The organism is Parafrankia colletiae, assembly GCF_001854655.1.
Classification (GTDB): Bacteria; Actinomycetota; Actinomycetes; order Frankiales; family Frankiaceae; genus Parafrankia; species Parafrankia colletiae.
This window is the reverse complement of sequence record NZ_MBLM01000116.1, coordinates 15,900-30,588: the sequence shown is the minus strand read 5'-3', so window position 1 is coordinate 30,588 and position 14,689 is coordinate 15,900. Positions and strand designations below refer to the sequence as shown.

The window sequence follows — 14,689 nt, the reverse complement described above, 5'->3', positions numbered from 1 at the left end:
AGGTCGAGCACCGGACCGGGCTGGCGGTGGGGTGGACAGCTGCGGTCGTACTGGCCGGCCGGTTGCTCAGCCGGCAGTGCCGGTGCCCGGCGCGGAATCGGCGTCGCCCTCCTGGGCACCGAACATCCGGGCGACGAGCAGCTGGCCGGCGTTGACCACGTGCTCCTCCGACACCCGGCGGGCGCGGGCGACGTTGCGGGCGGCGAGTGCGTCGACGATGTCGTCGTGCTCGCGCAGCGCGCAGCCCGCCTGCTCGGGGACCAGATCGAAGAAGGACCACGGCACGATCCGCCCGGTCTGGCGGATCAGGGCGATCAGCCGGACGGAGTCACTGGCCCGGTTGATCGCCCGGTGGAACGAGAAGTTCGCCGCCTTCGGGTCCACGCCGTCGTCGACCGCGTGCCGGACGTCGCCCGCCAGCCGGCGGACGTCGTCGAGCTGGGCCGGGGAGATCCGCTGCGCCGCCCAGGCCGCGGCCACGCCCGAGAGCATCGCGATGAGGGCGAAGTTGTCCTCCACGTCGCGCCGGCGCAGGCCGACCACGGTGACCCCGCTGCGGGGCGCGATGCGGACCAGCCCTTCGTGCTGCAGTGCCAGGCAGGCCTCGCGGATCGGCGTGCGGCTGGTGCCCAGGCGGTCGGCCGTGCCGTCGAGGTCGATGCGTGCCCCCGGGCCCAGCCAGYCTGTCATGATCTCATCGCGCAGCACGTCGGCGACCCGGTCGCGCGCGGTCGTGCCAAGCCGGAGCCGGTGGACGCCCGAACCGGTGGTGCCGAGGGCAACGGTGTCAGTGTCAGGCGCCGTGCTGGACGGCAGTGCCCGACCGCTCTCCGCCCGGCTGCCCTCGGCTGACGCGCCGTGGGGAGTACGTCCAGATGCCGACACGCCACTCAGCGTATATCAGAAGATGACGGCGTCGCACAGGTGCGAGATGCGCCGTTGTGTCTGGAGCGACGTCTTCCGGCTGTGGGCGGATCACGCTCCACGCCGGATGGATCAGGTCGCGTCGCCGATCAGATGGAAGCGGCGCCGGAAGTACACCGCGGGCTGGTCGTCGCCGAGGCGAGTCCGCACGACGCGGCCGACCAGGATCGAATGGTCGCCCGCCGGGTGCACCGCGTGGGCCGCGCAGTCGAGCGTCACGCAGGCCTCGTCCAGAACCGGCAGGCCCCGCTCGTCGGAGCGGAAGCCGGCGTCGGTGAACTTGTCCGCGCCGCGGGTGGCGAAACGGACGGCCAGATCGGCGTGCCCCGGGGRAACCACGTGCACGATGAACCGTTCGGCCTGCTCGAAGGCGGAGTGACACTGCGCCGTCGCGGCGAGGCACACGAGCACCAGCGGCGGATCCATGGAGACCGAGCAGAACGAGCTCGCCGTGAAACCCCACCAGCGCCCGGTGTCATCGGCGGTCGTGACGATCGTGACCCCGCTCGGGAAGGAGGCCATGGCGTCGCGGAAGAGCCGGGAGTCGTCTCCCTGCACGACGGTCATGAACCGAGCCGGCGGGGCGTCAGGGCTGTCGTGACTCTCCGTCGGCGCATGGGCCCACCTTTCTGCCATCCCTGGCGTCGCCCGAACGCGTTTCTGCGTCGTCGCGCGGCGACGTGGGAGGTGACCGGATGTGTTCTCGCGCTGGATGGTGCGATGACGTCCGAGAACCACTCTGACACTCTGATATATCAGATGTCAATCGCTCTGCTGTCGCTCACGCCGGTCCGGGCGGAGGAGCCCGACCTGGTCGACGACCACCGGCTTGCCGAGCTGGACTTCGCAGGTTTCGACGAGGACTTCTGAGCGGCCGGTCCCCGCTGGTCCCGGCCTGCCCGTCAGCCGGCGTGTCTGCGTGCCCGACGGAACACCGAAGGGGCCGGGGTGGCCGCGGGGACACCGTCACGCAGTGCCTCCCGGGCGGCCTGGCGGTACTCGCCGGTGAGCCGGTCGATGTAGAGGGTGCCGTCGAGGTGGTCGGTCTCGTGCTGGAGGCAGCGGGCGAGCAGGCCGGAGCCGCTGTACTCGACGGGGCTGCCGGTCTCGTCGAACCCGCGGACGGTGGCGCTCGCGGACCGGGTCGTCGGGTAGCCCAGCCAGGGTATGGAGAGGCAGCCCTCCGAACCGTGCTGGTCTCCTTCGCCGATTTCCAGCTGCGGGTTCACGACGACGAGCGGCCGGCGGGTCGTGGGCTCCTCGGTGTCGTAGTCGGTGTCGAAGACGAACAGCCGCAGGCCGACGCCGATCTGGGGTGCTGCGAGGCCGACCCCCGGGGCCGCGTACATGGTCTCGATCATGCTGGCTACGAGGCGTCGTAGCGCCGCGTCGAAGGCGGTGACCGGTTCGGCGGGGGTGCGCAGGACCGGGTCGCCGAGAGTACGGATGGGCAACAGCGTCATGCGACCTCCCAGGGTGGTCGAAGTCCGCTGGCCAGCGGGCAAACCGCTGGCCAGCGGGCAGCCTCGGCCTGTCAGGCCGAGGTGATCTGCCTGGCGGTGGCGTAGCGGGCGGCGACGTCGGCCCAGTTGACGATGTCCCACAGGGCGGTGACGTAGTCGGCCTTGACGTTCTTGTACTGCAGGTACCAGGCGTGTTCCCAGGCGTCGAAGGCGAGCAGCGCGGTGTTGCCGATGCCGACGTTGCTCTGGTGGTCGTAGACCTGCTCGACGAGGAGGCGTCCGGAGAGCTGGTCGTAGGCGAGGATGCCCCAGCCGGAGCCCTGCACGGTGGTGGTGGCGGCGGTGAGCTGGGCCTTGAAGTTGTCGAAGGAGCCGAAGGATTCGGCGATGGCGTCGGCGAGGGCGCCGTCGGGCTTGTCGCCGCCGTCGGGGGAGAGGTTCTGCCAGTAGATGGAGTGCAGGATGTGCCCGGAGACGTTGAAGGCGAGGGTCTTCTCCAGGCCGACGATCGCGCCGAAGTCGCCCTTGTCGCGGGCTTCGGCGAGCTTGTCGAGGGTGGTGTTGGCGCCGGCGACGTAGGTCGCGTGGTGCTTGTCGTGGTGCAGTTCGATGATCTGTCCGGAGATCGCCGGCTCGAGAGCGGCGTAGTCGTACTGCAGGTCCGGCAACGTGTAGACGGCCACGTGGGTGTCCTTCGCTGTGAGTGGGTGGGACGTCCGGCGGGTGGACGGGTCAGACGGGGTCGGTGACGTAGGCGTTCCGGATCGCGGCGAGGAGGTCGCGTGGCCCGGTGTCGGGGCCGGATCGGTCCGCGAGGTGGTCGAGGGTGATCCCGCACAGGGTCGCGAGGCCGAGGACGAGTTCCGCCATCGCCGCTGTGGGGTTGGCGCGGTCGGCTCCGTCTGCCATCACGCGCTGGACGGTGGTCCAGAAGAACGCGGGGTCGGTGGCGGAGTCGGTGTAGGCGGTCATGATCTCGATTGCTGCCGGCAGGCACGCCGCCGGGCCGTCAGGGACGCTGCCCATGGTCTGCTCCCCTCGATCGGCCAGCGACCTGACAGTAGTTGCAACCCATATGCAACTGCAAATTATGTGCGTGATCGGGGTGTGGGATCTTGCTGTCGACCGGTCCAGGTGTCCGAAACGGAAAGCGCCCGTCCCCCGGGATGGGGGACGGGCGCTTTCCTGCTGCGAGAGGGGGTTACTCGACATCCACCACGGGGCTGCCAGGACGGCAGCGCACGGGCAGCGGCTCGGAACCACAGCCGGTCAGAATCCGGAGAATCTGCGGGTCGTGGTCGCTGGCCTGGTCGGAGAACTCGGCGTTGATGTGCACCACACCGTACGAGTAGCCCTTGATGGTCGGGCTGATGAGGATGTGGTCCAGCGTCTGCGAGTTGCCGTCGAACACGTAGCTGTACCGCTCGTTCGCGGGCAGGTCGTTGATGAGCGTCCTCAGTAGCGCACCGTTGTCGGTCAGCGTCGCCAGGGTCGGGCTGAACTGGTAGTCGTTGATGTCACCCAGCACGACCACGCGAGCGGTGTTGCCGCTCTTGGCCGCGAGGTCGGCCACGAAGTTGCGGACCTCGGTCGCCTGGCTGACGCGCTGGCCCTCGGAGGTGCGGGCCGGCGGCTGCACCGCGGCGGTGAGCGGGTAGTCGCCGCCCTTGCTGTTGAAGTGGTTGGCGATGACGAAGAGCTGCTTGTCGCCGTCGTACCGGAACTCGCCGACCAGGGGCTTGCGGCTGGCGTTCCAGGCGGAGCTGGTCGGGTTGATGCGGCCGGGGGAGGCCGACAGCATGATCTGGTTGCTGGTCGGGCGCACCTTCTGCACGGTCACAGCCGTGTCCGCGTCGCCGCCGGGGCGGTCGACGAAGGTCGTCCGGGCCGGGTTGAACAGGAACACCTGGCGGATGTTGCCGCCGGGGGCGCCACCGTCGGTGCCGTTGTTGGGGTCGATCGAACGCGACTGGTAGGTCGGGCCGCCGGCCGCCACGATCGCCGCGATGAACTTGGCGATGGTCTGGTCGGCGGCGACGACGCCGCCGTCGGCGGTGCCGTTGTTGTCCTGGATCTCCTCCAGGGCGAGAATGTCGGGCTTGCCGAGGTTCACGACGACAGCCTCGGCCAGCCGCGCGTACTTGGCGTCGGAGTCGGTGACGGTGAGGTTCTCGACGTTGTAGGTGACGATGGACAGGTCGCCGGCCTTCTTCGGCGGGGTGACCTTCTGCGGCTTGAGGCTGCCCTCGGTGATGGCTCCGAGGGCGGTGGTCTGGATGACGTACCCGCCGAACGACTGGTAGTCGACGACGCCGACCGAACCCCCCGCGAGCGTGGAGCCGACGTTGGCGGCGGGGGCGCCGTTCAGGGCCTGGAGCATCAGACGGCCGCTGTTGGGGTCGTCGTAGGAGACATACGCCGAACCACCGCGCGGGGTCGGGTTCTGGGCCGGCTTCAGGGTGACCCAGAGCTCGCCGAACTCGGTGTCGACCGGGCTGACGAGACGGGTGTCCTGGGCGACGGTGACCCGCATGCCCTCGTGGACCTCCAGCCAGTCGAGCGCGTACGAGCCCGGCTCGAGCGGCTGGGCCTCGAGGCTGCCCGTCTTGGTGAAGGTGTCGGCGAGGCTGACGGGGGCCGGCGTGGGAAGGGCGTTGCCGCCGGTCAGCCTGATGGTGTTGATCGGGCCGCCGAGCTCGGTGAGCGTCTGTGCGCCGGCGGTGGGGCGGTACTCGGTGACCCGGCCGGTCGCCAGCACCGAGTCGCCGATGGCGACCGCGGGGGTGGTGGAGCCGGTGAAGACGAAGAGGCCTTCGCTGGTCAGCGGGTCGGCGTCGGCCGACGGGTCCTGCATCCAGTAGCCGCGGGAGCTGCCCGTGCTACGGACGGCGGTGACGATGCCGGACACGTTGGTGACGCTCTGGCCGACGATCGGGGAGATCCGGCCCGAGCCCTGGATGTCGTGGATCCGGGTGCTGCCAGGAGTCGGGTCGGTCGGGTTGCCCGGGCCGTCGCCGGCGTTCACGGTGACACCGGCCGCGTTGGTGGCTCTCGGCACGCCCGAGGTGAAGTCGACCGAGTTGTTGTCGGTGTCGACCAGGTCGCCGCTGCGGGCGAGGGCCGTGGTGTTGGTCAGCCCGGGAGCGGCGAGGGTCTCGACGTTGGCGGTGGCGCCGTAGCCGACGAGGTCCTTGACGTTGGGCGCGGTGGCGCAGAGGGTGCCGCAGCCGACCAGCGAGTAGGTGGCGGTGACCAGGGCGACGACGCCGGAGGTGGCCGACATCGGGACGGTGCCCGTGGCGTCGGGTGTCGGCAGGTCGAGCGTGCCGGCCGCGCCGGCGGCCTCCTGGATCAGGTAACGGCCGTTGGCCGGGATCGACCCGGACAGGGCCGTCGTCTGGAAGACGACGCCCGCCGCTGAGGCGTACTGAACGGTCCAGCCCTCGACGCTGACCGGGCTGGCCGTGAGGTTCGCCAACTCGATGAAGTCGTTCTTGAAGGCCGCCCCCGAGTTGCCGCCTCCGCCGTACACGGCGGAGATGACGACGTCGGCTGAGAGCGCGTTCGCGGGAGCCGGGAGGGCCGTCAGGCTGGCCGCGGCCACGAACGACAGACTCGCCGCCGTGGTCCAGCGGCGTGCGCTGAGATTTGCCAAGGTGCTCTGCTCCTAAGGGGAAGGTGATCCCCAGGAGCATGGTGCCCGGCGTGATCTGGTGGAAGTACCAATTTGACGAACTGTCGTGATTGCCCTAGGTATTCCTTATTTCTTCTTGTCGCGTTTCACTGCTGGTAGGTGCTGTGCCGAGGTCCGGCAGATCGATGATCTCCTGCTGCAGGGTGCCGGCGTCGTAGACGAGCAGGCCGTCGTCGCGGCGCCGCGCGCCGGAGGTCGTGCGGTGCGGGTCGGTGCGGCCATCGTGGCGCAGGTGGAGCACCTGGCCGCCGCGGACCATCGTGACGAAGTCGGCGATCATCCGCCGGTGGYAGCGCCACCACAGCGTCTCGGCGCACATGACCGCCGTCCGTACCGTTCCGGCCTCGGCGAGCAGCTCGTCGACCGCCTTGGTGAACGCCGGCGTGCGCATCCAGGCGGCGTAGCCGGCGAACGACCGGTTCACCAGCGAGACGTCCGGGGAGTCCGCCGGGGCGGGGCGCCGGCCGCCGAGGCGCGGCTCCCAGCGGTAGGCCACCTCGGCGGCCGGCAGCCACCGTTCGATGTTGCGCCGAGCCACCTGCGGGTTGTGCCGGCTTCCCGGCGCCGACCTGACATCCACCAGCAGCCCGAGCCCGGCGCCGCGCAGCAGCTCGACCAGGCTGCCCTCAGACAGGGTGCCATGGCCGACGGTGAGCAGGACTGGGGCCGGAGTCATCCCACCGGTGTACCCGTCGGCGTCGGTCGCGGTGCCGCGGACCTCGGCGGTGGCCGCCAACGGCGTTGACCGGAGCACCATCGCTCAGCCGGCACGGGCCGCGCCGGCCGAGGACGTCAGCTGACCGCCAGGACGATGGCGGCGCCGAGGCTGCCGAGCCCAACGGCGAACGCCATCTCGGGCAACCCACCGTCGCGCCGCCGGAAGAGGCGGTCGAGCGCGAGCCGCCCGGCGCCGACCGCCGCCACCGCGGTCGCGACCACCGCGATGCACAGCGGGTACTCCATGCCGCCGTCGGTTGCCCACAGGCCCTGCGGCACGGTCACGATCATCGCATTGATCATCACGCCGATCACGGCCGCGGCCGCCAACGGAGTCAGCAGGCCCGCGGCCAGGCCCAGGCCGCCGAGGAGCTCGCCTGCTCCGGCCAGCCCGGCGAAGAAGGTGCCGGGGTGGTAACCCAGCTGGGCGAACCCTCTGCCGGTCGCGGTGAGGCCCTCGCCGCCGAACAGGCCGAAGAGCTTCTGCGCGCCATGTCCGGCGAGCAGCAGGCCGAAGGTCATGCGTAGGAGCAGGAGCCCGAGGTCGCCGGCGGACACGGCCGCGGGACGCGCGACGGGGCGGGATGCGTCGGGTGGGGCTGGGGTGGCGGGTCGGGCTGGGGTGGCGGGTCGGGCCGGGGTGGCGGGTGGTGGGCGGTGGGGCGTCCGGTGCCGCTCGAGAAGTTTCATGTCGAGACCTCCATGTAGAGGCACACTGGGTGATCCTTTGGTCACTAAGATGTCTGCCCGCAGCGCCGAACGGGTACCACACGCCCGCCGTAACCCGGCTGTGTCGGCTCGCCCAGCAACCGACCGCGCCGGGCAGCTCCTTCGATGTGTCGCAGCGACACTTGTCCCGTGGTGACGGCTCGAGACGGGACAAGATCCAGACCTTGACCGTGCTATCTCTACATATATAGATTTGATGCCATGGCCGGACTGTCCCGGGTGACACCCGCAACGCTCGATGTCCTCGAGGTGCTTCTCAACGGCGAGGTCGAGCCGTACGGCCTGGCGATCGCCAAGCGGGCCGGGCTGGCGACCGGCAGCGTATTCCCCATCCTGGCCCGGCTCGAGCGCCTCGCGTGGATCACCTCGAACTGGGAGGAAACCGATCGCCCCGGGCCGCGTCGGCGGCTCTACGGCTTCACGCCGGAGGGCATGGCCGGTGCCCGGGTGCTGCTCGCCGAGCGCCGTGGTCGCGGCGCCGGCCAGCGCCGCGGGCTGGGCGGATTCAGCTCGGCGCCGGAGGGCGCCCGATGACCGCGACTCTGGACGCTGCCCCCCACGCGGTTCTGGTCGCCCCGTCCCGGGCGCTGGCCCGGCGGGCGGTCGTCGGCGTCGTCACCGGCCTCTGTCTCGCCAGCACGCTGGCTGACGCCCTCCCCGCTGACCCGACCCATGCGGTGGCCACGGCAGGCGCGGCGCTCGGGCTGGTTCTCGGCGCGTTCACCCATCGCCATCCCCTGCGGGGCCGTCCCTGCTTCGGCGCGCTTGCGGGTGCCTACATCGGGTCGACGGTGTGGTTGCTGTGTCCCGGAACGCCAGCGGCCGAGACAGCCGCGGTCAGCGCGGTGGTGGGCGCGGTCGCCAGCGTTCGCCGGCCGAGTTCGGGGTGGAGGCTGGTGTCAGTCGGAGGGGGCGTGCGCCGCACCRCGCTGTCCGCCCGACAGGTAACCAGAGAACTGCGGCCCGGCACCTTGGCCCACAGCCTGGTCGGGGTCGCGGCGGCCATCGCGGTCGATGATCAGCGACAGGCACGCTATACGGAGGAATTCCGCGCGACCCTCGCCGAGATCACCGGCCCGCTGGCCGCTCCCCGACGACTCTGGTGCTCGCTGACGATCCTTTCCAACGCCGCCCTGTTGCGTGCCGAGCTGGGCGAAGCTGCCGACACCGACACCGACACCGGCCGACGCGACATGCATAACGTCGCCGGCAAGCCGATCCAACACGGTGGTGACGGCGAATAAACTGGAATTCACCCACGTCATTCACCGGGGGGGTCGGGTTCCAGGCGGTATCCCATTCCTCGTACCGTCGTGATGGTTCCCGCGCCCAGCTTGCGGCGGAGATAGCCGACATAGACGTCGACGATGTTGCTTCCCGGGTCGTAGTCGTACCCCCAGACGGCGGACAGCAGCTGCTCCCGGGCGAGTACCTGGCCGGGATGGCGCAGAAAGGTCTCGGCGAGAAGGAACTCGCGGGCGGTGAGGTCGATGCTCCGGGACCCCACCCGTGCCCGTCGGGTGCGCAGGTCAAGGCTGATGTCGCCGGCGGACAGCACCGTCACCTCCTCCGTCGCGCGCTCGGTGCGCAGGCGGAGCCGCACGCGGGCGAGGAGCTCCTCGAAGCGGAAGGGCTTGCTCATGTAGTCGTCGGCACCCCCTTCGAGGGCGGCGACGGTGTCGCGCACGCCGTCACGGGCGGTCAGCACGACGACGGGAACCCGCACACCCGCGCGACGCAGGCGGCGCAGCACGGTGAAGCCGTCCATGTCCGGCAGTCCGAGGTCCAGGACGATCAGGTCGATGTCGGCTGTCATCGCGATGTCCAGCGCGGTCGCGCCGTCGCTGACGCAGAGCGGAACGAAACCGTTGGCCCGCAGCCCCTTCTCGATGAACGAGGCGATTCTGCGTTCGTCTTCCACGATCAGGACGCTGCTGCTCACGGTTGCTCTCCTCAACTGCTCGGCGGGGCGGGGAGAGGGCCGGGGCCGGAGCGCGGCAGCGTGATCTCGAAGGTCGCACCGAGGCCCGGCCCGCTCCGCACCCGCACATTTCCGCCGTGCGCCACCGCGATCGCGCGCACGATGGCGAGACCGAGACCCGCGCCTTCGGACGACGAACGACGTCCGGCCGGGCCACGGGCGAACCGTTCGAAGATCCGTGCCCGGTGTTCCGGCGCGACACCCGGCCCGGTGTCCGTCACCCAGAAGGTCACGGCGTCGTCCCGCAGCCGGGAGCCGATCCGCACCTCGTCGCCGTCATCGGTGTGCTGCGTGGCGTTCTGCGCGAGCTGCACGAGCGCCTGGGTGACGCGGTGACGGTCCATGACGACCATGCCGGCACCGGAAGTCTCCGCCCGCCACCGGCGCGGCGCCAGCGCCCCGGCCCGGGACATCAGGTCCTCGGTGAACCCGGCCAGCTCGACCGGTTCGAGGCGCAGGAAGTCGGGCCGCTCGGCCTTGGCCAGCGTGAGCAGGTCGTCCACCATTCTGCTCATCCGGTCGAGCTCGTCGGTGACCAGCGCGACCGTGTCGGCGCGGTCGGCGGGATCGTCTCCGAGCAGCTCCAGGTGTCCACGGATGATCGTGATGGGGGTGCGGAGCTCGTGGCCGGCGTCGTCGACGAACGACCGCTGGGTGCTGAACGCCTCCTCCAGCCGGTCGAGCATCCCGTTGAAGGTGCGGGCCAGTTCGGAGATCTCGTCCCGGCCGGCGACCGGGATGCGGCGGGAGAAGTCCGTGTCCGTGATGGTCTGCGCTGTGCGGCGCAGCTCACGGACCGGCGCGAGGACGCGGCCGGCGACGAGCCAGCCACCGGCTCCGGCCAGCGCCAGCGCCACGAACCCCACGATCGCGAGCACGCGGACGACCTCGTCGACCTCGGCCCGTTCCTGATCCGCGAAGACGGCCACGGCGAAGACACCGCGGGCGGGGCTGCTCGCCACCCGCACGGGCACCGTCGCGTACCGCACCTCGCCGGCGGGCGTCATGATGGTGCCGTATCGGGGCTCCGAGCCGGCGAGCAGGGCCGCAACCACGGCCGGGTCCGTGTCGAGCCGGTAGATCGGCTCCTCGGCGCTGCGCCGGTACGGCACACCGTCGACCAGCGCCAGCATGGTCTCGCTGGGCTCTGGGATGTTGCGCTCCAGGTGCACCTCCAGGAGCTGCCGGACGTCGGTGAACGGTCGCGACGTCCGCGGGTCGACGCTGCGGATGGCGAGACGCCGAAGCTCCGCGACCTCCAGCGCCAGCCCCCGGTCGACGCGTTCGTCCACCCGCTGGAGCAGCACCTCCCGTGAGACGAGAACCGAGCCGGCGAGAGCCACCGCCACGAGGAGCAGCTGCCAGCCGAGGATGTGCAGACGGGCGGAGCTCGCGAGATAACGCGCGGCCCGACGCATCCACCTGGGTACCAGCCGTCGCAGCGCCAGCCGTCGCAGTGCCGGCCGTTTCAGTACAAGCCGTTCTGGTGCCAGCCTTTGTGGCGCCGGGCGCCCGGTGGTCAGCCTCATCGCCAGGCCGTCCGCGTGCCTCCTCGACCTTTCCGGAACCGGCACAACCGCCAGCCTGGCGGGGAAGTCCCACAGGATTGGTGAGACCGGGATGAGAAGGTTCTCATCTTTACCGGCCGTTCCGCAGCGACGACCGGGGTGGCGCCGAACAGGGCGCCGTCAGGGATGGCGAGAGAGCCGGGGCACCCGGCATCACGGTGTTGCGGCGGGCAGTGCGCGCCCCGGTGCGCGTGGCGGTGCGCTGGGCACCAGGGTCACTCCGGGTTCCGACAGCACGGGTGCGGGTGCCGCACTGGGATCCGTGGTGGCGGCCGGCAACGGGCGGTACGTCACCGCAGGCGCGTCGTCCGGCCGGATGGCGAGCCGCTGCGGTGTCTCCTGTCCGGACATGCGAGTAGCCAGTTCCCGCAGGTACCGCTGCCGCGTCTGCTCGGCCGACACTCCGGTCGGCACCCCTGTTGGCGCCGGCTCCTCAGTCGTCGGGCTGGGAACCGGGGTCGCGGTCGTCGTCACCGTCGGCACGAGGATGGGACCGCCGAGGTCCGGCGGCCGTGGCTGGCCGCGGCCGGTGACGACCACGCCGAACCCGGGGGCCACGAGCGCACTCACGACGACCAGGGACAACACGGCCCCGGGCAGCAGCACCAGCCAGGGGCGCCCGGGCCGGCGTCGACTGTCCGTACGGCGGCGGGGGTGCCGCCCGCGCGCGGCCCGACGTTCCGGTTGATCCCGCTGGTCCCGCCGGAAGCGCCTCATGGACAGCAAGGCTAGGACGGGACGTGACACCGCCGCCGGCGGGACCGGGCCCCACCCGCCAGAAGTGGTCGGCCAGGCATTGCCGGCCACCGCCCCTGCACGCCGCCGTGGCCTGGCGATGAGAGAGCTCTCATCTCCGTTTCATGGCACACCCACGCTCGGCGACGAGTGTCACTCTGCGCCGCCGCGGAGTGGCCGCGGCATGACCGAACCGAGGTTCGACGATGGCATCCACCCAGAACCTGCCGCGTACCCGAAAGCTGGTGGGCATCGCAGGGCTGGCGCTCACCCTGCTGGGCGCCGGCATCGCGACGTCGACGTCCGCCGCCGCGGCGACCACGTCGGCTCCCGCCCCGGCGCCACCTGCCGCGACCCCTCCAGGGGTGCCCRCAGCGCCCGCACCGGTTCCGGCGGAAACGCCGGCGGGCGCCGTGCCAGGGCCCGTGCCGTCCGCGGTGCCTGTTCCGTCGCGAACAGCCGCCTGCGCGGTCGAGGACCCCGCGGTGTCGCCGGAGCAGCAGCGGCTGCGCTGCGAACGGGCGGTCGCGCCGGGACGCGACGGCTCACTGCCCGTCGGCGGGGTCGACACCGGCGCGGGCGGCACCGCCACGGCCGAGACCGAAGACGGCGCGCCGGTGCTTCCCCTCGCGGCTGCCGGCGCCGGGCTGGGCCTGATCGTTGGACTGGGCGTCCGGCGGCGCACGGCACCGGCACGGGTCGAGAGCTGAGTTGACGTCCTCCCCCTCGTGAACGAGGGGGATTCCAACTACTACACACCCACCAAAGGAGGCGCGCGGTGTTGAGGTTCTCGGTTCACGGGCACGGCCAGCGCCGCGCCTCCCCGCGCGTTCACCGCACGTCCTGCGCTGCGGCTCGACGGTGCTGCGCCGCCGTCGTGGTCTCGCTGCTTCTGAGCGTGCTGCTGGGATGCGGGACGTCCGGGTCGGCATCCGACCGGTCCACCGGCGCGGTGTCGGCGTCGGTGCCGGCGTCCGGTGTGTCGGCGCGGCCCACCGACGCAGGCAGCGCAGCCGGCGAGACGGGGGCCGCGGCGGGGGCCGCGGCGGGGCAGGTCGCCGATCCGGTTCGGATCCGCGTTCCGGCCATCGGCGTCTCGGCGCCTGTCGTCCCGCTGGCGCTCGCCGCGGACGGGCGGCTGGAGGCGCCGAAGGTGTTCGCGGAGACGGGCTGGAACGTCGATGGGCCCGAACCGGGCGAGAACGGGACCGCGGTGATCGCCGGCCACGTCGACTCGCACACCGGGCCGGCGGTGTTCTTCCGCCTCCGCGAGCTGGTGCCCGGCGATCGCGTCCAGGTCGACCGCGTGGACGGCTCGTCGGCCGAGTTCGTGGTCAGCCGGCTGGAGCGCTACCCGAAGGACAGACTGCCCTCCGACGAGGTCTACGGGCCCACGGGCCGCCCCGCCCTGCGCCTGATCACCTGCGGCGGGACGTTCGACCAGGCCCGGTCCAGTTACCGCGACAACGTCATCGTCTTCGCTGACCTGGTCTGACGTCGTCGCCCCCGGCCGCGAAATGCAGAATGATGTCGACTTTGCCTGTGAAGCGAAGTCGCCTTCGGCGATGAAGCGAACTACAGCTGGGCCAGGAGTCCGCRGGTCGCCTCGACGCATCGGGCGAGCCGGTCAGCAGGACTGACGCCAGCTTCTGCCTGTGAACGGATCGGTACCTCGAGTCCGATTGTCCGGTCGCGGGGCAGCGCCGAGAGTATGTCGAGCAACGGCAGCTCGCCCGTGCCGGGCACCATTCGTTCGAACATCGCCTCCGTCATGTAGTCGGAGGTGGTGGGGACCAGCGGCGCGTCRCTGAGCTGGATGTATCCGACGACGTCGGACTCCAGCGCCGCGATGTCGTCGGGCGTGGAACCGGCCCGGACGACGTGCATCGTGTCGATGAGGAGACGGAAGTCCGGCCGCCCGACCTGGCGAATGGCGTGGAGCGCTGTCGACAGATCCCCGATGGTCAGGCCCGGGCTCGGCTCCAGGGTCGCCTCCATGCCGAAGGACGCCGCCATCTCGGTGAGGATTCCGAACTGCTCCACGCTGCGACCCAGATCGGGATCGAGGGAGACGGTGTTGACCCGTCGAACACCCAGCTCGGCCATGAGCTCAAGGTCGGGAGCTCGGTTGCGAACGTCGGAGCCCGCACGGATGTTCATTCCCTCCCCGAGCGAGATGGAGATGYCGCGGTCGCRCATCGCCGCGATCATCTCCCGCCGCAGGGCGGCATCCTCGCGTAGTGAGAACGGCGGGTATCCCAGTGAGCTGTACGGATTGGATTCCAGGCCGGTGGAGATGTGCCGGCAGCCGAGGTCAGCGGCGAGGGAGACAAATTCCACCGGTGGCATGCCGAAGACGCTGAGGAACTCGATGCCCAGGTTCTCCATCGGGTTCGCCTCCTTATATGGTGGCAGAGATCTGCTGCGCCGGAAGGTCCCGGCTCCCGGCTGGGCCGTGCGGTGTCCGGGCAGCAGAGGCGGGTCGGTTCAGGAAGCACCCTCGACGACTTCGAGGGCATTACCGTCAGGGTCACCGAAGACCGCGAGGCGCACGCCGGGGGCGACGTCGAGGGGGCCCATGACCAGCCGCCCCCCGGCAGCCAGCACACGATCCGTGATCTTCCCCAGATCGTCGACGTACATCGTGAGGTACCGGATGYCGGTCGCACCGATGAAGACGGCGGGAGGCTCGGTCACGGTGGGGGGCTGCGCGGGAACCATGACCTTGATCGTGACGCCGGGTGCCTGGAGCGGATGGAGCACCCCCGCCCCTGACGTGATCACCGGGAGTCGTTTCAGGTCGAAGACGGTGATGAAGAAGTCCACCAGCGCCTCGTTCGTGCTGACGAGCCCGACTTCCACGCGCGACACGGTCATG

General features: G+C 70.8%; 17 protein-coding genes. 4 read left to right on the top strand and 13 right to left on the bottom strand.

Annotated elements, in window-relative coordinates:
- Positions 1-66: 66 nt before the first annotated feature.
- From CC117_RS15735 to CC117_RS15700, 8 genes are all read right to left on the bottom strand, one after another.
- Positions 67-885, bottom strand: coding sequence for a GntR family transcriptional regulator (locus tag CC117_RS15735; protein ID WP_241830136.1), 819 nt, complete (start codon positions 883-885; stop codon positions 67-69).
- A 111-nt stretch (positions 886-996) separates the two neighbouring features.
- Positions 997-1,491 carry a flavin reductase family protein gene (locus tag CC117_RS15730; protein ID WP_071084828.1) on the bottom strand — a complete coding sequence of 165 codons (495 nt, stop codon included), beginning with the start codon at positions 1,489-1,491 and terminating at the stop codon, positions 997-999.
- A gap of 335 nt (positions 1,492-1,826) precedes the next feature.
- Entirely contained in the window at positions 1,827-2,387 is a 561-nt protein-coding gene (gene def, locus CC117_RS15725; RefSeq protein ID WP_071084826.1) for a peptide deformylase, read from the bottom strand.
- 71 nt (positions 2,388-2,458) lie between these two features.
- Positions 2,459-3,070 carry a superoxide dismutase gene (locus CC117_RS15720; RefSeq protein ID WP_071084824.1) on the bottom strand — a complete coding sequence of 204 codons (612 nt, stop codon included), beginning with the start codon at positions 3,068-3,070 and terminating at the stop codon, positions 2,459-2,461.
- 49 nt (positions 3,071-3,119) lie between these two features.
- Positions 3,120-3,413 (bottom strand): hypothetical protein, encoded by a 294-nt coding sequence (locus tag CC117_RS15715; RefSeq protein ID WP_066072678.1) that lies wholly within the window; start codon positions 3,411-3,413, stop codon positions 3,120-3,122.
- A gap of 175 nt (positions 3,414-3,588) precedes the next feature.
- Positions 3,589-6,042, bottom strand: a complete 2,454-nt coding sequence (locus CC117_RS15710) for an endonuclease/exonuclease/phosphatase family protein (protein ID WP_071084822.1) — start codon at positions 6,040-6,042, stop codon at positions 3,589-3,591.
- Between the two features lie 94 nt (positions 6,043-6,136).
- On the bottom strand, positions 6,137-6,835 hold the full coding sequence (locus CC117_RS15705) for a DUF488 domain-containing protein (RefSeq protein ID WP_241830135.1): 699 nt from the start codon (positions 6,833-6,835) through the stop codon (positions 6,137-6,139).
- Positions 6,836-6,873: 38 nt separating this feature from the next.
- Complete coding sequence (locus tag CC117_RS15700; protein WP_071084820.1) at positions 6,874-7,488, bottom strand: DoxX family protein; 615 nt, start codon at positions 7,486-7,488, stop codon at positions 6,874-6,876.
- Between the two features lie 240 nt (positions 7,489-7,728).
- On the opposite strand from CC117_RS15700, the gene CC117_RS15695 reads away from it, so the two are divergent.
- Positions 7,729-8,061, top strand: a complete 333-nt coding sequence (locus CC117_RS15695; RefSeq protein ID WP_071084818.1) for a PadR family transcriptional regulator — start codon at positions 7,729-7,731, stop codon at positions 8,059-8,061.
- Entirely contained in the window at positions 8,058-8,771 is a 714-nt protein-coding gene (locus tag CC117_RS15690) for a hypothetical protein (protein ID WP_071084816.1), read from the top strand. The genes CC117_RS15695 and CC117_RS15690 overlap by 4 nt, the downstream gene beginning before the upstream one ends.
- A gap of 17 nt (positions 8,772-8,788) precedes the next feature.
- Here CC117_RS15690 and CC117_RS15685 read toward each other — a convergent pair whose 3' ends face one another.
- The 3 genes from CC117_RS15685 to CC117_RS15675 all read right to left on the bottom strand — a co-directional run bounded on the left by CC117_RS15685 (position 8,789) and on the right by CC117_RS15675 (position 11,682).
- The gene (locus CC117_RS15685; RefSeq protein ID WP_071084812.1) at positions 8,789-9,469 is read right to left on the bottom strand and encodes a response regulator transcription factor; all 681 of its coding nucleotides are present in this window, start codon (positions 9,467-9,469) and stop codon (positions 8,789-8,791) included.
- 11 nt (positions 9,470-9,480) lie between these two features.
- Positions 9,481-10,926 (bottom strand): sensor histidine kinase, encoded by a 1,446-nt coding sequence (locus CC117_RS15680; RefSeq protein WP_071084809.1) that lies wholly within the window; start codon positions 10,924-10,926, stop codon positions 9,481-9,483.
- Between the two features lie 303 nt (positions 10,927-11,229).
- A complete protein-coding gene (locus tag CC117_RS15675) occupies positions 11,230-11,682 on the bottom strand; it encodes a hypothetical protein (protein ID WP_071084807.1) in 453 nt (150 codons plus the stop codon).
- Positions 11,683-12,017: 335 nt separating this feature from the next.
- Here CC117_RS15675 and CC117_RS15670 point away from each other — a divergent pair, with 335 nt between their 5' ends.
- Positions 12,018-12,521 (top strand): hypothetical protein, encoded by a 504-nt coding sequence (locus CC117_RS15670; protein ID WP_071084805.1) that lies wholly within the window; start codon positions 12,018-12,020, stop codon positions 12,519-12,521.
- A gap of 167 nt (positions 12,522-12,688) precedes the next feature.
- The gene (locus CC117_RS15665) at positions 12,689-13,306 is read left to right on the top strand and encodes a class F sortase (protein WP_071084802.1); all 618 of its coding nucleotides are present in this window, start codon (positions 12,689-12,691) and stop codon (positions 13,304-13,306) included.
- 80 nt (positions 13,307-13,386) lie between these two features.
- Here the strand turns inward: CC117_RS15665 and CC117_RS15660 are convergent, their stop codons facing one another.
- Entirely contained in the window at positions 13,387-14,199 is an 813-nt protein-coding gene (locus CC117_RS15660; protein WP_071084800.1) for a sugar phosphate isomerase/epimerase family protein, read from the bottom strand.
- Positions 14,200-14,298: 99 nt separating this feature from the next.
- Complete coding sequence (locus CC117_RS15655) at positions 14,299-14,688, bottom strand: VOC family protein (protein ID WP_071084798.1); 390 nt, start codon at positions 14,686-14,688, stop codon at positions 14,299-14,301.
- Position 14,689 lies beyond the last annotated feature (1 nt).